The organism is Citrobacter sp. S39, from assembly GCF_009495675.1.
GTDB lineage: Bacteria > Pseudomonadota > Gammaproteobacteria > Enterobacterales > Enterobacteriaceae > Citrobacter > Citrobacter freundii.
Window position 1 is genome coordinate 1423773 of the sequence record NZ_CP045555.1, and the last position, 21284, is coordinate 1445056.

Genomic DNA, 21284 nt, shown 5'->3' on the forward strand with positions numbered 1-21284 from the left:
GGCTCCTTAGCGCTCAATCAGTGCAATACGGCGGTTATAAATATTCATCAGCAAAGAAATACTCAGACTAATGATCAGGTATACCGACATGGTGATGGCGATCGTTTCAATGGCTTGCCCTGTTTGATTGAGTACCGTGCCGGCAAACAGTGAAACCATGTCCGGATAGCCAATGGCGGCCGCAAGAGAAGAATTCTTGACGATATTCAGGTACTGGCTGGTCAGTGGGGGAATGATGACGCGTAGCGCCTGTGGGATGATTACCTGGCGTAGCGTCACCGGATTTGGCAGACCCAGCGAGCGTGCGGCTTCATGTTGGCCATAAGGAACGGCCTGAATTCCCGCCCGAATAATTTCTGCAATAAATGCCGAGGTGTACACCGAAAGCGCCAGAGTCAGTGCCGCCAGTTCGGGAATAAGCACCATACCACCACGGAAGTTAAAACCGCGAAGCGCGGGGATATCCCAGTGAAGGGCTGCGCCAAACAGCCACTGTGAAATCACCGGTAAAAGCACGATTAGCACCAGAGCCGTGGGCCAGGTCCGGCGTAGCTGACCGGTTTTGGTTTGGTGCATTCTGTTGTAGCGAAATAGCCCGATAGTGACGGTGATAGCGATAATAACAGCGGCGCAAAAAGCAAAGAAACCTTCTCCCATTTGCGGTGCCGGAATATACAGTCCCCGGTTACTCAGAAACACTAAATCCAGCGCGTTAACGGCCTGACGTGGGCCGGGCAGGTTACGTAATACGGCGAAATACCAGAAGAAGATCTGCAGCAGCGGCGGTATATTGCGGAACGTTTCGATGTAGATCGTCGAGAGTTTTCGCAATAACCAGTTATCTGACAGGCGTGCCAGTCCGAGAAAGAAACCGAGAATTGATGCGAAAACAATACACAATGCAGAAACTAACAGCGTATTGAGCAGGCCGACCACAAAGACACGACCATACGTATCGCCTTGCTCATAATCAATCAGATGCTGGACAATACCAAATCCGGCGCTGCGATCGAGAAAAGAAAACCCCGAGGTAATACCGCTATTGTTCAGGTTATTTATCGTGTTATGAATGAGATAGACCGCAATGCTGATAACCGCAATGACGGCGAGTATTTGAAATAACCAGGCGCGGACCGCAGGGTTAGAAAAGGATAACGATCCTTTTACGGTTGAGCGGCGATGGAACATAAGAAAACCTCAGTAACTATGACTCTGGGCTGAGCGCCGCAGTTGCGGCGCCCGTTACATCACTACGCATTAGCGCACCGGTGGCGCATATTGGATGCCACCGTTATTCCAGAGGTTGTTCTGTCCACGTTTGATCTTCAGCGGACTTTCCGATCCAACGTTACGTTCAAAGATCTCCGAATAGTTACCAACCTGCTTGATAATGTTGTAGGCCCATTTGTTATCAAGCTTCAGATCCTTGCCATAATCCCCTTCTTTACCCAACAGGTGAGCCATATCCGGAGTTGCTGGATTAGCCGCTTTTTCATCGACGTTTTTCGAGTTAACACCCATTTCTTCCGCATTCAGCATGGCGAACAGCGTCCAGCGAACAATGGAGAACCACTCATCGTCCCCACGACGTACGACAGGTCCCAGCGGTTCTTTAGAAATAACTTCTGGCAGGACGATCCACTCCGCAGGATTGCTCAGCTTGATGCGTAGGGCATACAGCTGAGACTGGTCGGAAGCCAGCGTATCGCAACGTCCAGATTCCAGAGCTTTGGCTGATTCATCCGAGCGGTCAAAGGTGACGGGGGTGTACTTCATATTGTTGGCTTTAAAGTAGTCGGCCACGTTCAGTTCGGTATCGGTTCCCGCCTGAATACAGACCGTTGCGCCATCCAGCTCTTTAGCGCTCTTCAGACCTGCTTTATTGTGGGTAAGAAAACCAATGCCGTCATAATACGTTACGCCAGTGAAGGACATACCCATACCGGCATCACGAGAGGAGGTCCACGTGGTATTACGAGAGAGCATGTCGACTTCACCAGACTGTAATGCAGTAAAGCGTTCCTTGGCGGTGAGCGGGGTATATTTTACTTTGCTATCATCGCCAAATACGGCGGAGGCAACGCCACGACATACATCAACATCAATACCCGAGAACTTGCCGCTTGCATCGGCATAAGAAAAGCCAGGCAAGCCGTCGCTGATCCCACATTGCACAAACCCTTTTTTCTTTACGGCATCAAGTGTTGCGCCGGCATGCGCCTGATTTGCAACAGCAAGCAGCACGCCGGCCGCAGCCAGGCTGGCGATTATCATCTTTTTCATAGAGCATCCTGTGTGGAGGAATTATTGTTATGGAAACGTTCTGAAAACGTCTTTTACCTGTCTGTGGCTTTGGCCATACTCTTTTAAGCAAAGGTAGTGCCAGTTTTTTGCGCCTGATTATTCGACGCAATATGCAGAGTGTAGACAGGAAAAAATAAATGCAGCGCCCTGAAGTGGTGCAAAATTGAAACGTAAGCCACATTTCGGCGCAAAAAATTTAAAAATCAGACAGGACGCGTGATAACGATTTCTGGCGTTAATATTAATAGCGTGAGAATAATGAAAAGAAACTGTGGTGTAACGAAAACAGAAAAAATGCTAATTTTAAATCGTGGATGTGTGAGGGAAATCTATAATAATTTTATTATATGTCAGTCGCTATTAAGCAACGTTTTGTCTTATATGTAGATTTTATGCTTAGTGCTCAAAGCGCGGTAATAACCGCGCTTTTGAGATGATTTATTTGGTCAGGGCGACAATCCCAAGTGTCAGTCCGGCAACGGCTGCAGCACCACCGGCGATGGCTCCGGCTGTTTCCCAGTTATCCTGGGTAGTGCCTTTCATACAGGTATTGGTATGAACCAGGCGCCCCTGATCGTCGTATACAGGTACGCAAGGAGAATCGTGTGCACAGCCAGCCAGGAATGCGGTAAGCAATGCAACGGATATTAATCTTTTCATGGTGTTACCTCAAAATAAGCGTTTCGCTAATTAAGCAAAGACAAACGCTAAGCCATCTGCGAACTCGGTGATTATTTTACCACTTCTTAAAAAAGGACTGACATGAGGAATAATCTCAATTCATGTGGATTGTAAAAATAATGGATAAAAAGAAAGGTCGTAGGCGAGTTTAGAGGGATAGTTTAAATGAAATAAATGGCTATCTTACTAATAAATAAAGAGGAGCATCGTAGGTAAAAAAGGCGCCCGTAGACGCCTTTATTTTACAAATTAATCGTTGTGCCGACTAAAACGCCGTCTCACGACAACAAAGAAGACGGGGACGAAGAAGATAGCCAACAATGTTGCGGTCAGCATTCCTCCCATAACACCTGTACCGACCGCATTCTGTGCACCACTACCTGCTCCGTGACTGATAACCAGAGGCATAACCCCCAGAATAAAGGCCAGGGATGTCATCAGGATAGGACGAAGACGCATACGCGATGCCTCCAGCGTCGCTTCAATCAACCCCTTGCCTTCTTTATCCATCAGGTCTTTGGCAAACTCGACGATCAGGATGGCGTTCTTAGCCGAGAGGCCGATAGTGGTTAGTAAGCCAACCTGGAAATAAACATCGTTATTCATCCCGCGCAGTGATGCTGCTAACAATGCGCCTACAACACCGAGCGGTACAACCAGCATCACCGAGAACGGAATAGACCAGCTTTCATACAATGCGGCAAGGCAAAGGAATACTACGATTAACGAGATGGCATACAGCGCAGGCGCCTGGTTACCCGACAGCCTTTCCTGATAAGACATACCCGTCCAGTCATGACCAATACCATTCGGCAGTTTTTCCGCCAGACTTTCCATCAGCGCCATTGCTTCACCAGTGCTTCGCCCTGGTGCCGCTTCGCCCAATATTTCCATGGATGGCATACCGTTGTAACGTTCCAGTCGCGGTGAACCATAAATCCAATGTGATGCACTGAACGCAGAGAACGGAACCATTTCGCCATTGGAGCTGCGGATATACAGATTATTGATGTCCGCTGGCAGCATGCGGTATTTTGCATCCCCCTGAACGTACACTTTTTTCACACGACCGCGGTCAATAAAGTCATTGACGTAATAGCCGCCCAGTGATGCGGAGATAGTTTCGTTGATATCAGACAGCGATACCCCCAGTGCCTGTGCTTTCTCCTGATCAACATCCAGCTTAAACTGCGGAGTATCTTCCAGGCCGTTCGGGCGCACGCGGACTAACAAGTCTGGGTGTTTAGCCACCATACCCAGCAGTTGGTTACGTGCTTGCGTTAATGCCGTATGTCCCAGACCGCCCTGATCGATCAGCTCAAAATCGAAGCCGGTTGCGGTACCCAGTTCAACAATAGCCGGCATGTTGAAGGGGAAGACTAACCCATCGCGGATCTGGCTGAACGCGCGTGTGGCGCGTGCAATGACCGCTTCAACACTATTTTCCTCGCCGCTACGTTCATCCCAGGGCTTGAGGCTAACGAATGCCAGACCTGAGTTTTGCCCCTGACCGCTGAAGCTAAACCCGTTAACCGTGAAGACGCTTTCGACGTTAGCTTTCTCATTAGTCAGGTAGTACTGAGTAACCTGATCCAGTACTTTCTGGGTGCGCTCTTGCGTAGCTCCTGCCGGAAGTTGAATCATTGTCATAAACACACCCTGATCCTCCTCTGGCAGGAAGGAGGTCGGCAGGCGCATAAACAGAACCGCCATTCCGATCACGATGATCAGATAGACGACAAGGTAACGCCCTGTTTTACGCACAATACCGCTGACGCTATTAGTATAGTGATTGACGCTGTGATCGAATTTGGCATTAAACCAGCCAAAGAAACCGTTTTTTTTCTCGTGATGCTCAGCCGATACCGGCTTCAACAATGTTGCACAAAGCGCAGGAGTCAGGATCAGCGCTACCAGTACAGAAAGCGCCATGGCGGAAACGATGGTAATGGAGAACTGCCGATAGATAGCCCCAGTTGAACCGCCAAAGAAGGCCATCGGGATAAATACCGCAGACAGCACCATGGCAATACCAACCAGTGCTCCCTGTATTTGTGACATGGACTTTTCCGTCGCCTCTTTAGGCGGCAGATTATCTTCCATCATCACGCGTTCCACGTTTTCCACCACCACTATCGCATCATCGACCAATAGACCGATGGCGAGCACCATGCCGAACATCGTCAGGGTGTTTATCGAGTAGCCAAACGCGGCAAGTACGGCGAATGTGCCCAACAATACGACGGGGACAGCGATGGTTGGAATGAGCGTTGCCCGGATGTTTTGCAGGAACAAATACATGACCAGGAACACCAGCACAATCGCTTCAAACAGCGTTTTTACCACTTCATGAATGGAGATGGTCACAAACGGCGTCGTGTCGTACGGGTAGACCACCTTCATTCCCTGCGGGAAGAATGGTTGCAGTTCAACCAGCTTGGCTTTGATGGCGTTAGCGGTATCCAGCGCGTTTGCCCCGGTTGCCAGCTTGATCCCAAGGCCGGATGCAGGCTTACCGTTAATACGCGCCACGACGTTGTAGTTTTCCCCACCCAACTCGATGCGCGCGACGTCTTTCAGGTGAACAACCGAACCATCGCTGTTCACGCGTAAAGTCACTTTTCCGAACTCTTCAGGGTCTTTCAGTCGCGTTTGCGCAATGATAGAGGCGTTCAACTGCTGGTTAGGTAATGCAGGCGTCCCCCCTAACTGACCTGCGGCAATCTGATCGTTCTGTACCTTCAACTGATTGATCACATCAACCGGCGTGAGCTGATATTTGTTCAATAAGTTTGCATCCAGCCAGATGCGCATGGCGTATTGTGCACCAAACAGCTGCACGTCACCCACGCCATTCAGACGGCTGATTGAGTCTTTAACGTTCGAAGCGACGTAGTCGGAAATGTCATCCTGTGTGGTTTGTGGGTTGTCAGAAACAAAACCCGCGACCATCAAAAAGCTGCTACTCGATTTCTCGACGCTGATCCCTTGCTGCTGAACTTCTTGCGGCAGTAACGGAGTGGCGAGCTGCAGTTTATTTTGCACCTGTACTTGCGCGATATCAGGATCGGTACCGGACTGGAAAGTCAGCGTAATAGTCACACTCCCGGCTGAGTCGCTGGTGGAGGACATATACATCAGGTTATCGATACCATTCATATTCTGTTCGATAACCTGTGTGACTGTATCCTGAACCGTCTGCGCATCTGCACCAGGATAGGTGGCAGAAATGGCGACCGCAGGAGGCGCAATGGTCGGGTACTGTGCCACGGGCAGTTGCATGATTGCCAGAGCACCCGCCATCATCAGAATGATAGCCAGTACCCAGGCAAAGATAGGACGCCTGATAAAAAAGTTAGCCATGTCCGGTTACCTTATTGGGCTTTCATGGCAGGAGTTTCGGTATCGGCGGTTGCTTTAACCTGAACGCCTGGACGTGCTTTCTGTAAACCGCTCACGATAACTTTGTCACCCGGTTGCAGGCCTTCGCTGATAAGCCATTTGTCGCCAATGGCTTGTGCGGCAACGACTGCGCGAGACTCAACCTGACTCTTGTCATTGACGACCATTACGGTGGCATCGCCGCGAGGCGTACGCGTTACCCCCTGCTGCGGAACGAGAATGGCATTTGGCTGAACACCTTCATCAATGCGTGCGCGCACAAACATGCCCGGCAACAGCGTATGCTCTGGGTTTGGGAACACGGCTCTGAGGGTGATTGATCCGGTGCTTTCATCAACCGTCACATCAGAAAACTGCAAAGAGCCTTTTAGCGGGTATGACTGACCATTTTCCATCACCAGTTCGACTGTACTGCTGGCGCTGTCTTTATGCAGACTCCCTTGTTCAACAGACTGTTTGAGGTGCATAAAGTCGTTACTGGACTGTGTTACGTCGACGTAAATGGGATCGAGCTGTTGAACGGTAGCAAGCTCTGTAGCCTGGCCATTCGTGACTAATGCGCCTTCGGTGACGTTAGATTTACCGATGCGTCCGCTAATCGGCGATGTCACTTTTGTGTAGGCCAGATTGATACGCGCGCCTTCGACCGCCGCTTTTGCCGCGATCACGGAGGCATCGGCCTGACGAGCATCAGCAATTGCCTGATCGTACTCTTGCTGGCTGATGTACTTGGTGCCAACCAATGGCACATAGCGTTTTACCGTTAAATGCGCGATTGCAGCAGCCGCTTCACTCTTCGCCAGTTCACCTTTGGCGCTGTCATAGTCGGCCTGGTAAGTCGCGGGATCGATCTGATAAAGCGACTGTCCGGCTTCAATATCGCTTCCCTCAGTGAAATTCCGTTTAAGCACTATCCCGCTGACCTGGGGACGGACTTCTGCAATTCGGAATGCCGTTGTGCGCCCGGGTAATTCGGTCGTTACGGCTAAAGGAGCCTTTTCGACGACATGGACAGTCACCTGCGGTTCTGCGGGATGAGCTTGTGTTTCTCCCTGATCGTTACAACCGGCGAGTAATGCAGCGGAGACGATGATGAATGAGGGCAGGAGTGAAAACCTGGCATTTTTCGTCATTTCAATTCCTTAAAAAACCGAACGCTCGTTATTAACCGGGTAACGCAGGGGCGATAACGCGCACAAGAGAAAATAATAGTTGGCTATCCTACAAATTATTAGCTAGCGATGTAAGTAATACTTATTTATGGGGGCGATTCACGGCACGTAAAAGCAAAAAGAGATTAATCGACTGTTGTTTCATTGAGGTGTTAATAGCAATGCTATGATGCGTATAAACACAAATTGAAATAAGCATTTGGTTTATGAATGTATTTGTTGTTGGTATTTGTTTTATTTATTTGTGTGCAAAGTCAGTAATAATATTTTTTAGGGCTCGTTTAAATAAATGCTAAGTGATACATTTATTGCGTTTAGCAAATATTAGATAAGAAAGTTAATCATTCTCTACCTTACCCTTACCTCAGACAGCTGAAACCATGGCCAGAAAAACGAAAGCTGATGCCCTCAAAACGCGGCAGCACCTGATAGAAACAGCGATTGTACAGTTTGCCGCACGTGGCGTAAGCAATACGACGCTAAACGACATTGCAGATGCCGCCAGCGTGACGCGGGGGGCGCTGTATTGGCATTTTGAAAACAAGACGCAATTGTTTAATGAACTATGGTTACAACAACCGCCATTGCGCGATCTTATTCAGGACCAGCTTATTGGCCGTTGGGGAGATAATCCTTTACAGCGACTGCGTGAAAAGTTAGTTGTGGGTTTGCAATATATTGCGCAGAATCCTCGCCAGCAGGCATTAATGCAAATTTTATATCATAAATGTGAATTCCATAACGATATGATATCGGAACAGGCTATTCGTGAAAAAATTGGTATCAATCATCTGGGTATGCGCATTGCCTTGCAGAAATGTATGGATGACGGACTTATCGCAACCAGCCTTGATTTAGACGTTATAATAATTATTCTTCATGGGAGTTTTAGTGGCATTGTTAAAAACTGGCTCATTAATCCAATGAGTTATGATCTTTATAAACAAGCGCCAGTATTAGTTGATAATGTATTAAAAATGTTAAGCCCAGATGGTAGCGTAAGGCAATTAGCGCAGAGTGAGAGTCAGGTGGGGTAGTTTTAGCCGCCAGGCCTGACGGCTGCTGAAGTGGGGTTGGTGGCGCTATTCGAGGTCGACGCAGTTGACCAGCTTAAGGGGATTCACTGAGTTCATATTCCGGCACTTATCGTGCTCTGTTGTCATCAGCTCTATCCATTGGATGAGCAGCGCATCAAAAAGAAAAACGAATACTGCAAAAACAACCAGCCACCAATACTTGCGAATCATTACCAAACCCTGTGTATTCATGCCCAAGCGTGCAGGGAATATACACGAAATCTGTAACCTGAAAAGCAGACTTACAATGCCTTTACTTTGTTGAAAGAACGCCGCTCTTTGCCGTCAATCGACTCTTTTTAGACAGGTTTTTTGTCTTACGTTTTTTCACCTTGGCAAGCTCAATTTCTGAAAAATGAGAACCGATACTCAGTCTTCTGAGCCCCATTTTTACGTATTCAACATTGATCTCAATCCCGACAAACTTGCGACCCAATTCCACGGCGGTGGCACCGGTGGTGAAGCTGCCGGCAAACGGATCCAGTACCCTGTCATCTGGATTCGAGGATGCCAGAATTATGCGCTCCAGGAGGGCTTTGGGTTTCTGGGTGGGGTGGTTTTCGTATTCGTCCATCAGATAGCGAACGCGTGGGAACTCCCAGACATTTCCCGGCACTTTTTTCTGATTGTATGGCTGCGGTGGGTTTTTTCTGTAGTCTATTAGCGCGCGTTGAGCCCCGGTTTTGGCTTCAACCAGAATATCGTCACGATTAAATGTGTAGTTTTTCTGATCTTTTACCATCATCAGGATCGGTTCATACATCGAACCAAAGTAATTTTTGGCCTGTACCCCTGAGCTATCGTATGACCACACGATACGGCTCTTGATAGTAAAGAGCTGGCGGCATTTGAGGTCAATATACGGCATGTTCTCCGTACTGTTCATGATGTACATGGTGCCGTGTGGTTTGAGAATGCGATGGCACTCGTCAATGCACTCAAACAGCCACGCCAGAAAAGCCTCTTCATCCCAGGACTCCACCATCCCGTCAAAATCTTTACCGATGTTATAAGGTGGATCAGCAAAAATGAGATCGACGCTTTCAGAAGGCAGCTTTTTCAGTTCGGTCAGTGCATCACCCAGGATTATCTTTTTAGATTCATCGCCAAAATAGACAGGTTCACATCTTGCGTTCATCGCCAAAGCCTCCCGTGTGAAGTTAATAAAAAAGGCGCTTCCCCATGCCGAGTAGCGCCTTTTAAAACAAACATTTAACTGATTAGTATCAGTTCATGCCGTATTTTTTCAGTTTTTTACGCAGCGTACCACGGTTGATGCCCATCATCAGGGCAGCACGGGTCTGGTTACCGCGGGTGTATTGCATCACCATGTCCAACAGGGGCTGTTCTACTTCAGCCAGTACCAGCTCATAGAGATCGTTAACATCCTGACCATTCAATTGAGCAAAATAGTTCTTCAGTGCCTGTTTAACCGAGTCACGCAGGGGCTTTTGAGTTACCTGGTCCTGAGAGTTAACGGTAGAAACGGTCAGTACGTCAGAATTTACGCGTTGTTCGAACATAGTTCTGTCAGCTCTTTATTTCTGTTTACGCAAAATTTTCGAAGTATGCCTCCAACGCCGCCAGCTGTTCGCTGGAATCTTCAATGGCGTTGAATGTGCGCCGAAACTGGTCATCCGGAGCGTGTTCCTGGAGATACCAGGATACGTGTTTACGCGCAATTCGGTACCCTTTTGCCTGACCATAAAAGTCGTGCAGTTCCCGAACGTGCGCACAAAGCAAGCGCTTCACCTCTGCCAGAGGCAGCGGGGGCAGCAGCTCCCCAGTGTCCAGATAATGCTGGATTTCCCGAAAGATCCAGGGTCTTCCCTGAGCTGCACGTCCTATCATCAGGGCATCCGCCCCCGTATAGTCGAGTACAGCTCTGGCTTTATGCGGGTCAGTAATGTCGCCATTCGCGATAATCGGAATGGAAACTTTCTGCTTAACTGCCCGAATACTGTCGTACTCAGCATCTCCATTGAACAAACAGGCGCGGGTGCGTCCATGAATGGTCAGAGCCTGAATGCCACAATCTTCAGCCAGTTGGGCAATCTCTACGCAGTTACGGTGTTCCGGAGCCCAGCCGGTGCGAATCTTGAGTGTGACAGGAACGTCCACTGCATTGACGACCTCGGTTAGTATCGACTTCACTAAATCCGGGTACTGCAAGAGGGCTGAACCTGCGAGCTTGCGATTCACTTTTTTAGCCGGACAGCCCATATTGATATCAATAATCTGGGCGCCGCTTTCCACGTTAATACGTGCGGCATCGGCCATCTCAACAGGGTCGCTACCGGCAATTTGCACCGTGCGAATTCCTGGCTCATCAACGTGCACCATCCGTAAACGAGACTTGTCACTTTCCCAAACCTGCGGGTTAGAAGACATCATCTCGGATACCGTCAATCCTGCCCCCATCTCATAGCACAGCGTCCTGAATGGTCTGTCAGTGATGCCAGCCATAGGTGCTGCGATCAGGCGATTTCTGAGCTGGTATTGTCCGATGCGCATGAGTTAAGAAATGACCATACTGTGACTGCAAGGCGGCGTATATTACGCATTTTTCGCACGAGATGAAAGGCCAAACTTTGACCAATCCACTGAGGTGGATCAATGAATTGCTGACTAAGTATGCAGTTTCAAATTAAAAGCTTTAATAATCATTTAGATACGTGGTTGTGCTAATTTATCATCTGTTTATAAATTCCGAAAACTTCTCTTTTTTTATTGCGGTCAGGCTCAGAACATCAGAATAAAAAGCTGTTTTTATGAACAAACAATGACGTTGTAATGCGATCTCGCTCTCATTTCCGCAAATCATTTTGCGAAAACGAAAGCGAGTTTGGGTTTAGCGATAGTAACGCGTGACGATTATTTTTTCTGGCCGGTAATTCGACACCACTCTTCTTTCTCGATAACCGGATCGAGCGTAAAGAGATCTGCATAGGCTTCACAGACGCTTTCCGCCTGGCTGGCAAGAATACCAGAAAGCCCCAGTAGACCACCCTCAACGGGCAGTACGCTGATTAACGGCGCCAGTTCACGTAATGGGCCCGCGAGGATGTTGGCGACCACCACGTCGGCTTTCATGGCTTCTGGCTGGTCTTTCGGCAGATAAAGCTCCAGACGCTCAGAAACGCCATTACGCTGGGCGTTATCACGGCTGGCCTGAATCGCTTGCGGATCGATATCCACGCCGATGGCTTTCGCCGCACCCAGTTTCAGTGCCGCAATGGCAAGAATGCCGGAGCCGCAGCCAAAGTCGATAACCGTTTTACCGTTAAGATCAAGACCGTCCAGCCATTGCAGGCACAGAGAGGTGGTGGGGTGCGTGCCTGTACCAAACGCCAGACCCGGGTCCAGCATCACGTTGACAGCATTCTCATCCGGGACATCGCGCCAGCTCGGGCAAATCCACAGACGCTCGCCAAAGCGCATCGGATGGAAATTATCCATCCATTCGCGTTCCCAGTCTTTGTCTTCAAGCTGTTCGATTTTATGTGCGAAGCCTTCACCCAACAGCGGATGCTGCTCCAGGATGGCAACGACTTCTTTCATGTCGGTTTCTGCATCGAACAAGCCGATAACGTCGGTATCACCCCACAGGCGAGTCTCGCCCGGCAGAGGCTCAAATACCGGCGTATCATGCGTATCCTGGAAAGTAATAGAAACGGAGCCCGCTTCCATCAACGCATCGCTTAACTCTTCAGCGTTGGCACCGGTCGTGTTCAGTTTTAGTTGGATCCATGGCATGGCAAAACTCTTTATTTATCAGTAGTCAATATGGCGGCTTGCGGAACGGTGGAACCGAAACGGTTGCCGATCAGGAAAGCCAGCAAGCTAATCAGTAACGAAGGCACAATTGGATGGAAGCCCAGGTACTGAACGTTAAAGGTCGCTAGTACGGCATAAAGCACGCCGCCGACAATCATCGCGCTCAATGCGCCAGCCGCGTTTGCTCGCTCCCAGTACAGGCCCAGCACCAGCGGCCACAGGAAGACGGCTTCCAGTCCGCCAAACGCCAGCAGGTTAAGCCAGATAATCATCTCAGGCGGTTTCCAGGCTGCCAGCAGCAGTAACGCGCCGAGCAGCAGGGTAATCACGGCTGACATGCGCTTCAGCCGGGTTTCGTTTTTCAGCTGTTCCGGGCGAAGGTTCAGGTACAGATCCTTAATGATCGTAGCGGAACTTTGCAGCAATTGGGCATTGATCGTCGACATGATCGCAGCCATAGGGGCGGCGAGGAAAATCCCGGCAGCGACCGGCGGCAAGACTTTGACCATCAGCGTAGGGATAACCAGATCCGGTACCGTCAGGTCAGGGATTACCGCCCGTCCCAGAGCACCCGCCAGATGCATACCAAACATCAGGATCGCCACCACTATTGTGCCGATGATAATGCCGCGGTGTACCGCTTTACTGTCTTTATAAGAGATGCAGCGTACCGCCGTATGCGGCAGGCCAATCACGCCAAAGCATACCAGCACCCAGAATGAGGTCATAAACGTGGGTGACAAAATGTCATCCGCGCCCTGCGGCGAGACCAGTTTCGGGTCGATGGTTTGCAGGGTTACCACTGCATTGCTAAGGCCACCGGCGGCATGAACGACGCCGACCAACAAAACGATAGTACCAATCAGCATTACCATGCCTTGCATGGTGTCGTTCAGTACGCTGGCGCGAAATCCGCCGAACGCCGTATACAGTGCGATACTGACGCCAAAAATCAGCAATCCAGTTTCGTAAGGAATGCCCGCTGCGGTTTCAAGCAGACGTGCGCCGCCAATAAACTGTACGGTCATTGCTCCGACAAACGCGACCAGCAGGCTGAGACTCGCCAGCCACACCAGCAGGCGGCTCTGGTAGCGCGCAAACAGCATATCGTTGAGGGTAACAGCATTATAGCGACGCGCCAGAATCGCGAATTTCTTACCAAGAATCCCCAATGAGAGCCAGACGGCAGGCAACTGGATCATCGCCAGCAGCACCCATCCCAGTCCGTATTTGTAAGCAGCGCCAGGACCGCCAATAAACGAGCTGGCGCTAATGTAGGTTGCCGTTAGCGTCATCGCTAACACGACCCCGCCCATGGAACGGCTGCCAAGGAAATATTCATTCAGGAAGGTACCGGTCACTCTCTTACGCATGGCGTAAACAGAAAGACCGAAGACCACCAGAAGATAGGCGACCAGCGGTAAAATAACTTCAAGCTGCATCGTCATCCTCCAACGAAATGTCGCGATAGATAAACTTCACCATCGCCCAGCACAGCACGATGAAAACCAGCGGCGTTAGCAGGCAGGCCATTTCGAACCAGTGCGGTAAGCCGGTAAAACCCAGCGTTGAATCAGGTAAGTAAGCGGTCACTAACCATGTAACCAGATATAAAAGGGTTAGCCACAGCGCCCAGCGCGCCTCTTTATGGGCCTGAACAAAACGAGCGTCCATTTTTTGTCCCTTGTGGATAAAGAAAGCGGGGATTGTACCTTATGGCACGTGCGGGAGGGGAGAAAAACAAAAGGCCGGAATTTCCGGCCTTTTTGGTTAACGCACGCTTACTTTTCCTGAAGTCCGAGTTTTTTCTCCAGATAGTGGATATTGGTTCCACCGTGCTGGAAGTGCTCGTCATTCATGATACGGATCTGCAGGTCAACGTTGGTTTTGATACCGTCGATGATCAGTTCCTGCAAGGCGTTTTTCATACGGGCGATAGCGACGTCGCGGTTTTCGCCATAGCAGATCAGCTTACCGATCATTGAGTCATAGTACGGAGGTACGGTGTAGCCTGCGTAAATATGAGACTCCCAACGCACACCAAAACCACCCGGCGCGTGGAAACGCGTGATTTTACCCGGGCTTGGCAGGAAGGTGTTCGGGTCTTCGGCATTGATACGGCATTCTACCGCATGGCCTTTAACCACAACTTCGTCCTGCTTGATGGACAGCGGTTGACCCGCTGCGATGCGCAGTTGCTCTTTGATCAGGTCAACGCCGGTGATCATTTCGGTTACCGGGTGTTCAACCTGAATACGGGTGTTCATCTCAATGAAGTAGAACTCGCCGTTTTCGAACAGGAACTCGAAAGTACCCGCCCCGCGATAGCCGATATCAACACAGGCTTTGGCGCAACGCTCGCCGATGTAGCGACGCAGTTCCGGAGTAATGCCCGGTGCTGGTGCTTCTTCGACAACTTTCTGGTGACGACGCTGCATGGAGCAGTCACGCTCTGCCAGATAAATTGCGTTACCCTGACCGTCTGCCAGCACCTGAATCTCAATGTGGCGTGGGTTTTCCAGGTACTTCTCCATGTAAACCATGTCGTTGTTGAAAGCCGCTTTCGCTTCCGCTTTGGTCATGGAGATGGATTGTGCCAGTTCGGCATCGCTGCGCACGACGCGCATACCGCGACCGCCGCCGCCGCCGGAGGCTTTGATGATAACCGGATAACCGATGCGTTTAGCATGAGCGCGGTTAGCGTCCATGTCATCACCCAGCGGGCCGTCAGAGCCTGGGACTGTTGGTACACCTGCTTTCTTCATCGCGGTGATTGCGGACACTTTGTCACCCATCAGGCGGATGGTGTCGGCTTTCGGGCCGATGAAGATAAAGCCGGAACGTTCTACCTGTTCAGCAAAGTTGGCGTTCTCAGAGAGGAAGCCATAACCCGGGTGAATTGCCACCGCGCCAGTGATTTCAGCAGCGCTAATGATAGCCGGGATGTTCAGATAGCTTTTTACGGATGCTGCCGGGCCAATACAGACCGTCTCATCCGCCAGCAATACGTGTTTTAAATCGCGATCCGCGCTTGAATGCACCGCGACAGTCTTGATGCCCAGTTCTTTACAGGCACGAAGAATACGCAAGGCAATCTCGCCGCGGTTGGCGATAACAATTTTATCCAACATGTTCGCCTCGTTATTCGATGACGACCAGCGGCTCGTCAAATTCTACCGGTTGACCGCTTTCTACCAGAATCGCTTTAACTACGCCGGATTTGTCGGCTTCGATCTGGTTCATCATTTTCATGGCTTCAACGATGCACAGGGTATCGCCCGCATTCACTTTCTGGCCGATTTCGATGAACGCTTTCGCATCCGGGCTCGGGGTGCGGTAGAACGTACCAACCATTGGGGAGCGTACGATGTGACCACTGATTTCCGCTGCTGCCGGAGCTTCCATACTTGGAGAGGCAGTTTGTGCGACAGCGTTAGACAGAGCTGGCTGCTGCATCACTGGTGCAGCATAAGCCTGTTGCATCATCGGAAAACTTGCAGCTGGCGCTGCACGGCTGATGCGTACAGATTCTTCGCCTTCAGAAATTTCCAGTTCGGAGATGCCTGATTCTTCAACCAGCTCGATCAGTTTTTTAATCTTACGAATATCCATGAGTGGGTTCCGTACTCTTTGTTTAGTGAGATTGTGACAAGCGTTTTACCGCCGTCTGTATAGCATTTTTATAACAGTGAGTGACAAGATGCCACGCATCTCAGGCGCTGCACTGGGTGCTGCTGCCATTAAATGAGATTGCCAGACTTGTTAGTCATTGTGCGGCTATCTTCTGCCATTTTCGGGTAAAAGACAAAATATACCTTCAATACGCGATTGTCACCCTTTCCGCGCTTTAAAAACGCTACCGGGGATAGCAAAGTCGCACATTATAACTATTTCGTAGCAATTGGCAGCTAAATACTGGTCTTATCAGGGAAGATAATCAACCGTTAACATGTAAAGAAAATCGGATCGTCCGTGTTTTGCAACGCACTGCACATAACGTGAAACTACCGCCACCACTGGCGAAACTTCTTGTAACGGCACGCTAACAGCACCGCCGCGAGCGCTGCATAAATAATCGGTTGAGGGGAGATAATTTTTACCGACCGCAGATAATGTATGGGTGCCAGGATCGCCACAAGATAGACGAAGTTGTGCAGATACTGCCATTTTTTACCCAGCATTCTCTGTGCAGCTTGCGTAGACGTTAAGGTGAGGGCGAATAATATGACCCAGCTAGCAACGCCCAATGTTAAATAAGGTCGCGTAAGTAATTCCCGCCCTAATAACGCCAGATTATTAATGCCCAGCTCCAGTAGTGCGTAGCTGATTAAATGCAGCGTTGCCCAAGCGAAACACCATAGCCCTAACAGACGACGTGTGCGTATCAATAATGGCTGTTTAGCGTAGCGCGTGAGTGGAGAGACCAGCAAGGTCGCCAGCAAGAATTTCAGAGCTGTCCTACCGGTAAAGTGCTGGATATCTTTGACCGGATCGGCGCTCAGGCCGCCGTGATTTACCGCCCAAAATAGCCAGATAAACGGTAATAATCCGGCAAGATGCAGGCAAACTTTCAGCCCGATAATGTGCTTTGCGGTCAGACGCACTTAAAAATTCTCCTGCAAATTGAGTCCGCGATACAGTGACGCAACCTCTTCGGCATAGCCGTTAAACATCAGCGTGGGCTGACGCTGTACGTCCAGGATACCGCCTGCGCCAATAAAACGCTCAGTGGCCTGGGACCAGCGGGGGTGATCGACATGCGGATTCACGTTGGCATAAAATCCGTATTCATTGGGCGCGGCCAGATTCCAGGTTGTCGGAGGGCGTTCGCGCGTGAGTTTGATACTCACGATCGACTTAATGCCTTTAAATCCATATTTCCACGGCACAATTAAGCGAATGGGCGCGCCATTTTGTGGCGGAAGGGCCTTACCATAAACCCCCACAGTAAGCAGTGTGAGTGGGTGCATCGCTTCATCCAGACGCAGTCCTTCAACATAGGGATACTTTAGCCCGCCGCCAATAAAGCGATCTTTCTGTCCCGGCATATCATCCGGTGCGTACAGCGTTTCGAACGCGACATACTTTGCGTTGCTGGTGGGTTCAACCTGCGCCAGCAGTTTATGTAACGGAAAGCCGATCCACGGCACGACCATTGACCAGGCTTCCACGCAGCGCATCCGATAAATCCGTTCTTCCAGCGGGAAACGGGCGGTCAGCGAATCGTGATCGAGGGTGAGTGGTTTTGCCACCTCGCCACTGATTTGCAACGTCCACGGATCGGTTTTCAGGCTGCCTGCATTGGCTGCCGGATCCGCTTTATCGAGACCGAACTCGTAGAAGTTGTTGTAGCCAGAAACCTTATCCGCAGGCGTTAAAGGAAGTGAATTTTGCCAGGCGGAGGGCTTACTGAAATCAAGCGGCTTACCTGCAGGTGCGGGCGGGCGGTCATTACCCTTAAACCAACTCAGAAGGTCAGCCTGAGCAGAGTGGGGTAAAGACAACGCGGCTGCGCTGATCCCTAGTGCTTTCAGCACCTGGCGACGCTGCATAAAAAAAGCCGACTCGTCAGTGACGTCGGCTTCTGTAAATGGACGTAATTTCTTCATAACAGACTCCCGGCTTACGCGTCATAACTGACAGGGGACGCGTAGTTAATATGGCAGGGAGTCTGTAGATGTGCCGCGAAATTTGGTTAATTAAGTGTAAATTTCTGCGCCAGGGCCTGTTACTTCACCTTCACCAGCGTACGGCCTTGCACCTGGTTATTGATGATGGCATCGGCGAACTTCGGCGCATCCGCCAGCGTAATTTCCGTTGCCGCCTGGGCATAGAAAGATTCCGGCAGATCCTTAACCAGACGCGCCCAGGCCTCTGCACGGCGTGCCGGCGGGGTCATCACCGAGTCCACTCCTTGCAAACGAACGTTACGCAGAATGAATGGCATCACCGTGGTCGGCAGAGCGAAACCACCCGCCAGGCCGCAGGCGGCAACGCAGCCACCGTAGTTCATCTGCGCCAGAACTTTTGCCAGAACTTTGTCGCCAACGGTATCCACCGCGCCAGCCCACAGCTGTTTTTCCAGCGGACGGGACTCGGCAAACTCATCGCGGCCAAGAATACGGTTAGCGCCCAGGTTTTTTAGGTAGTCGTGGGTGCTTTCACGGCCCGAAACCGCCGCAACCTGATAACCCAGCTTATGCAGTAACGCAACGGCTGTGCTGCCCACGCCGCCGCTGGCGCCGGTGACGACAATTTCACCGTCTTGCGGGCGAATACCTGCATCTTCAAGCGCCATAACGCACAGCATAGCGGTAAAGCCGGCGGTACCGATGACCATGGCTTTACGCCCATCCAGTCCTTTTGGCAGCGCAACCAGCCAGTCGCCTTTCACGCGTGCGCGCTCTGCCAGTCCACCCCAATGATTTTCACCCACGCCCCAGCCGGTCAGTAACACTTCCTGACCCGCATGAAAACGGGGATCTTCGCTTGCACGCACGGTACCGGCGAAATCGATACCAGGAATCATCGGAAAATTACGAATGATTTTACCCTTGCCAGTGATAGCCAGAGCATCTTTATAGTTCAGGCTTGACCAGTGGATATCCACCGTAACATCGCCTTCAGGTAGCTGATTTTCGTCGAGGGGTTGAACGGATGCGAGGGTTTTTCCGTCCTGCTGTTCTAAGATCAAAGCCTGCATAACCTGTCCTCAATTCGTATAGTGGATTGGAAAATTATTAATGAAGACTATACTCGCTAATCAAAACATGATGCCGATTCTGCGCAATAAATTGCCAGATATACCTGATTTGGTAGTATGCCCACACTGTATGTATAAATGGACGGATTTTGCGTTCAGTTTTGTATATTTGGGTCGCTTTATCACTTTCAGGCCTGTTTCATAACTGTCGGAGTTAACACAAGGATGCGATTAACGACGAAATTTTCAGCTTTTGTCACGCTGCTTACTGGGTTAACGATCTTCGTGACTCTGATCGGCTGTTCGCTGAGTTTCTATAACGCTATTCAATATAAGTTCACCACGCGCGTGCAGGCGGTCGCGACGGCGATTGATACGCATCTGGTCTCCAGAGATGTCGTTGCGTTAACCCCGCAAATCGATGAGCTGATGGTTTCTGTTGATATCGTGCGCATCGAACTGTTGCAGGGCGAACACGTGGTGTATGACCATTCGCGCACCAGTAGCTACCGACCGGCAGGGACGAACAATCTCTACCGCGAGATTACCGTACCGTTGGTCAAGCATCCGGGCATGTCATTGCGTCTGGTTTATCAGGATCCGATGGGTAACTATTTCCATTCGCTACTGACCACCGCACCGCTCACGATAGCCATTGCTTTCATTATTCTGATGCTCTTTTTGTCTGTGCGCTGGCTTCAGCGCCAGCTTTCGGGTCAGGAGCTGCTGGAGATTCGTTCCACACGTATTCTGAACGGCGAACGTGGACCGAACGTGCGGGGAACGGTCTATGAATGGCCTGCGCGCACCAGCAGTGCGCTCGATATGCTGCTGACTGAAATTCAAAATGCTCGCGAGCAACGCAGCCGCCTGGATACGCTGATTCGTTCCTATGTCGCGCAGGATACAAAAACTGGGCTAAGCAACCGCCTGTTCTTTGATAACCAACTGGCCACGCTGCTGGAAGATCAGGAAAAAGTAGGCTCGCATGGCGTCGTGATGATGGTGCGCCTGCCGGACTTTACGCTGCTGCGCGATAGCTGGGGAATCACCCTCGCGGAAGAACAAATCTCGACGCTGATCAATTTGTTGTCGACTTTTATGACGCGCTATCCGGGCGCGTTGCTGGCGCGTTACCACCGTAGCGATTTTGCCATCCTGCTGCCACACCGCACGTTGAAAGAGGCGGAAAGCATTGCCGGGCAATTATTAAAAGCGGTAGATGCACTTCCGGCTAATAAAATGATCGATCGTGCCGATATGGTTCATATTGGTATTTGCGTTTGCCGCAGCGGTCAGTCGCCGGAGCAAGTGATGGATCATGCTGAAGCAGCCACGCGGAATTCGGTATTGCAGGGTGGAAATAGCTGGTCGGTCTATGATGACTCGCTGCCGGAAAAAGGGCGGGGCAACGTACGCTGGCGAACGCTGATCGAACAGATGCTCAGCCGGGGCGGGCCGAGAATTTATCAAAAGCCTGCAGTAACCCGTGAAGGGCGGGTGCACCATCGGGAGCTGATGTGCCGTATTTTTGATGGCAACGAAGAGGTCATTTCGGCGGAATATATGCCGATGGTCCTTCAATTTGGCTTGGCTGAAGAGTATGACCGTTTGCAGATAAGCCGTCTGATCCTGCTTTTGGGGTACTGGCCGCAGGAAAATCTGGCGATGCAGATAACGGTTGAATCGCTTATTCGCCCACGTTTTCAGCGCTGGCTGCGTGATACGCTGATGCAGTGCGAAAAATCATTACGCAAACGCATAATTATTGAACTTGCTGAGGCAGATGTCTGTCAACATATCAGCCGGTTACAGCCCGTCATCAGATTGATGAATGCGCTGGGCGTGCGTATTGCCGTTACGCAGGCGGGGTTAACGCTGGTGAGCACCAGTTGGATTAAAGAGCTTAACGTTGAGTTATTGAAGCTGCATCCAAGTCTGGTGAGGAACATTGATAAGCGAACGGAAAATCAGCTTCTGGTTCAAAGCCTGGTGGAGGCCTGTTCGGGAACACCCACGCAGGTTTACGCTACGGGCGTACGTTCGCGTAGTGAGTGGCATACGCTGACAGAACGCGGAGTTGCGGGTGGGCAAGGGGATTTTTTTGCTGCATCACAACCACTTGACACTAACGTGAAAAAATATTCGCAAAGATACTCGGTTTAACCT

Annotated in this window: 19 protein-coding genes; 2 read left to right on the plus strand and 17 right to left on the minus strand. The window is 50.5% G+C overall.

Features of this window, described 5'->3' with window-relative positions; all coding sequences use genetic code 11:
* Window positions 1–6: 6 nt before the first annotated feature.
* The 5 genes from GFB57_RS06750 to GFB57_RS06770 all read right to left on the minus strand — a co-directional run bounded on the left by GFB57_RS06750 (window position 7) and on the right by GFB57_RS06770 (window position 7520).
* Window positions 7–1188, minus strand: coding sequence for an amino acid ABC transporter permease (locus GFB57_RS06750; protein WP_003025297.1), 1182 nt, complete (start codon window positions 1186–1188; stop codon window positions 7–9).
* A gap of 69 nt (window positions 1189–1257) precedes the next feature.
* Window positions 1258–2283, minus strand: a complete 1026-nt coding sequence (locus GFB57_RS06755) for an amino acid ABC transporter substrate-binding protein (protein WP_003025295.1) — start codon at window positions 2281–2283, stop codon at window positions 1258–1260.
* 459 nt (window positions 2284–2742) lie between these two features.
* Window positions 2743–2964, minus strand: coding sequence for a lipoprotein (locus GFB57_RS06760; protein ID WP_003025292.1), 222 nt, complete (start codon window positions 2962–2964; stop codon window positions 2743–2745).
* A 270-nt stretch (window positions 2965–3234) separates the two neighbouring features.
* Complete coding sequence (locus GFB57_RS06765; RefSeq protein WP_003025288.1) at window positions 3235–6348, minus strand: efflux RND transporter permease subunit; 3114 nt, start codon at window positions 6346–6348, stop codon at window positions 3235–3237.
* Between the two features lie 11 nt (window positions 6349–6359).
* Window positions 6360–7520: an efflux RND transporter periplasmic adaptor subunit gene (locus tag GFB57_RS06770; protein WP_003025285.1), complete on the minus strand. Its 1161-nt coding sequence runs from the start codon at window positions 7518–7520 to the stop codon at window positions 6360–6362.
* Window positions 7521–7939: 419 nt separating this feature from the next.
* Here GFB57_RS06770 and envR point away from each other — a divergent pair, with 419 nt between their 5' ends.
* Window positions 7940–8596, plus strand: coding sequence for an acrEF/envCD operon transcriptional regulator (gene envR / locus GFB57_RS06775; RefSeq protein WP_003025283.1), 657 nt, complete (start codon window positions 7940–7942; stop codon window positions 8594–8596).
* A gap of 45 nt (window positions 8597–8641) precedes the next feature.
* Here envR and GFB57_RS06780 read toward each other — a convergent pair whose 3' ends face one another.
* From GFB57_RS06780 to GFB57_RS06835, 12 genes are all read right to left on the minus strand, one after another.
* Window positions 8642–8806 (minus strand): DUF2556 family protein, encoded by a 165-nt coding sequence (locus tag GFB57_RS06780; protein WP_003025279.1) that lies wholly within the window; start codon window positions 8804–8806, stop codon window positions 8642–8644.
* An 82-nt stretch (window positions 8807–8888) separates the two neighbouring features.
* Entirely contained in the window at window positions 8889–9773 is an 885-nt protein-coding gene (gene yhdJ / locus GFB57_RS06785; RefSeq protein ID WP_008320694.1) for an adenine-specific DNA-methyltransferase, read from the minus strand.
* An 88-nt stretch (window positions 9774–9861) separates the two neighbouring features.
* Complete coding sequence (gene fis, locus GFB57_RS06790; RefSeq protein ID WP_000462905.1) at window positions 9862–10158, minus strand: DNA-binding transcriptional regulator Fis; 297 nt, start codon at window positions 10156–10158, stop codon at window positions 9862–9864.
* Window positions 10159–10183: 25 nt separating this feature from the next.
* The gene (gene dusB / locus GFB57_RS06795; RefSeq protein WP_003025224.1) at window positions 10184–11149 is read right to left on the minus strand and encodes a tRNA dihydrouridine synthase DusB; all 966 of its coding nucleotides are present in this window, start codon (window positions 11147–11149) and stop codon (window positions 10184–10186) included.
* A gap of 360 nt (window positions 11150–11509) precedes the next feature.
* Window positions 11510–12391, minus strand: a complete 882-nt coding sequence (gene prmA / locus GFB57_RS06800) for a 50S ribosomal protein L11 methyltransferase (protein WP_003025221.1) — start codon at window positions 12389–12391, stop codon at window positions 11510–11512.
* Between the two features lie 11 nt (window positions 12392–12402).
* Window positions 12403–13854, minus strand: coding sequence for a sodium/pantothenate symporter (gene panF / locus GFB57_RS06805; RefSeq protein WP_003025218.1), 1452 nt, complete (start codon window positions 13852–13854; stop codon window positions 12403–12405).
* Window positions 13844–14086, minus strand: coding sequence for a YhdT family protein (locus GFB57_RS06810; RefSeq protein ID WP_003025216.1), 243 nt, complete (start codon window positions 14084–14086; stop codon window positions 13844–13846). The genes panF and GFB57_RS06810 overlap by 11 nt, the downstream gene beginning before the upstream one ends.
* A gap of 107 nt (window positions 14087–14193) precedes the next feature.
* Window positions 14194–15543: an acetyl-CoA carboxylase biotin carboxylase subunit gene (gene accC, locus GFB57_RS06815; RefSeq protein WP_003025213.1), complete on the minus strand. Its 1350-nt coding sequence runs from the start codon at window positions 15541–15543 to the stop codon at window positions 14194–14196.
* Between the two features lie 10 nt (window positions 15544–15553).
* Window positions 15554–16024 carry an acetyl-CoA carboxylase biotin carboxyl carrier protein gene (gene accB / locus GFB57_RS06820; protein ID WP_003025210.1) on the minus strand — a complete coding sequence of 157 codons (471 nt, stop codon included), beginning with the start codon at window positions 16022–16024 and terminating at the stop codon, window positions 15554–15556.
* A gap of 392 nt (window positions 16025–16416) precedes the next feature.
* Entirely contained in the window at window positions 16417–17016 is a 600-nt protein-coding gene (gene msrQ / locus GFB57_RS06825; protein ID WP_003025208.1) for a protein-methionine-sulfoxide reductase heme-binding subunit MsrQ, read from the minus strand.
* Window positions 17017–18021, minus strand: a complete 1005-nt coding sequence (msrP, locus tag GFB57_RS06830; RefSeq protein WP_003025206.1) for a protein-methionine-sulfoxide reductase catalytic subunit MsrP — start codon at window positions 18019–18021, stop codon at window positions 17017–17019.
* Window positions 18022–18140: 119 nt separating this feature from the next.
* Window positions 18141–19115: an MDR family oxidoreductase gene (locus GFB57_RS06835; RefSeq protein WP_003025204.1), complete on the minus strand. Its 975-nt coding sequence runs from the start codon at window positions 19113–19115 to the stop codon at window positions 18141–18143.
* A 225-nt stretch (window positions 19116–19340) separates the two neighbouring features.
* On the opposite strand from GFB57_RS06835, the gene csrD reads away from it, so the two are divergent.
* On the plus strand, window positions 19341–21281 hold the full coding sequence (csrD, locus tag GFB57_RS06840) for an RNase E specificity factor CsrD (protein ID WP_003025202.1): 1941 nt from the start codon (window positions 19341–19343) through the stop codon (window positions 21279–21281).
* Window positions 21282–21284 lie beyond the last annotated feature (3 nt).

Coding starts and splice junctions, on each gene's coding strand:
- fis (WP_000462905.1), bottom strand. CDS start 10,158: ATGTTCGAACAACGCGTAAATTCTGACGTACTGACCGTTTCTACCGTT.
- dusB (WP_003025224.1), bottom strand. CDS start 11,149: ATGCGCATCGGACAATACCAGCTCAGAAATCGCCTGATCGCAGCACCT.
- msrP (WP_003025206.1), bottom strand. CDS start 18,021: ATGAAGAAATTACGTCCATTTACAGAAGCCGACGTCACTGACGAGTCG.
- GFB57_RS06750 (WP_003025297.1), bottom strand. CDS start 1,188: ATGTTCCATCGCCGCTCAACCGTAAAAGGATCGTTATCCTTTTCTAAC.
- GFB57_RS06755 (WP_003025295.1), bottom strand. CDS start 2,283: ATGAAAAAGATGATAATCGCCAGCCTGGCTGCGGCCGGCGTGCTGCTT.
- accC (WP_003025213.1), bottom strand. CDS start 15,543: ATGTTGGATAAAATTGTTATCGCCAACCGCGGCGAGATTGCCTTGCGT.
- panF (WP_003025218.1), bottom strand. CDS start 13,854: ATGCAGCTTGAAGTTATTTTACCGCTGGTCGCCTATCTTCTGGTGGTC.
- csrD (WP_003025202.1), top strand. CDS start 19,341: ATGCGATTAACGACGAAATTTTCAGCTTTTGTCACGCTGCTTACTGGG.
- GFB57_RS06770 (WP_003025285.1), bottom strand. CDS start 7,520: ATGACGAAAAATGCCAGGTTTTCACTCCTGCCCTCATTCATCATCGTC.
- GFB57_RS06760 (WP_003025292.1), bottom strand. CDS start 2,964: ATGAAAAGATTAATATCCGTTGCATTGCTTACCGCATTCCTGGCTGGC.
- yhdJ (WP_008320694.1), bottom strand. CDS start 9,773: ATGAACGCAAGATGTGAACCTGTCTATTTTGGCGATGAATCTAAAAAG.
- GFB57_RS06810 (WP_003025216.1), bottom strand. CDS start 14,086: ATGGACGCTCGTTTTGTTCAGGCCCATAAAGAGGCGCGCTGGGCGCTG.
- GFB57_RS06835 (WP_003025204.1), bottom strand. CDS start 19,115: ATGCAGGCTTTGATCTTAGAACAGCAGGACGGAAAAACCCTCGCATCC.
- GFB57_RS06780 (WP_003025279.1), bottom strand. CDS start 8,806: ATGATTCGCAAGTATTGGTGGCTGGTTGTTTTTGCAGTATTCGTTTTT.
- accB (WP_003025210.1), bottom strand. CDS start 16,024: ATGGATATTCGTAAGATTAAAAAACTGATCGAGCTGGTTGAAGAATCA.
- prmA (WP_003025221.1), bottom strand. CDS start 12,391: ATGCCATGGATCCAACTAAAACTGAACACGACCGGTGCCAACGCTGAA.
- GFB57_RS06765 (WP_003025288.1), bottom strand. CDS start 6,348: ATGGCTAACTTTTTTATCAGGCGTCCTATCTTTGCCTGGGTACTGGCT.
- envR (WP_003025283.1), top strand. CDS start 7,940: ATGGCCAGAAAAACGAAAGCTGATGCCCTCAAAACGCGGCAGCACCTG.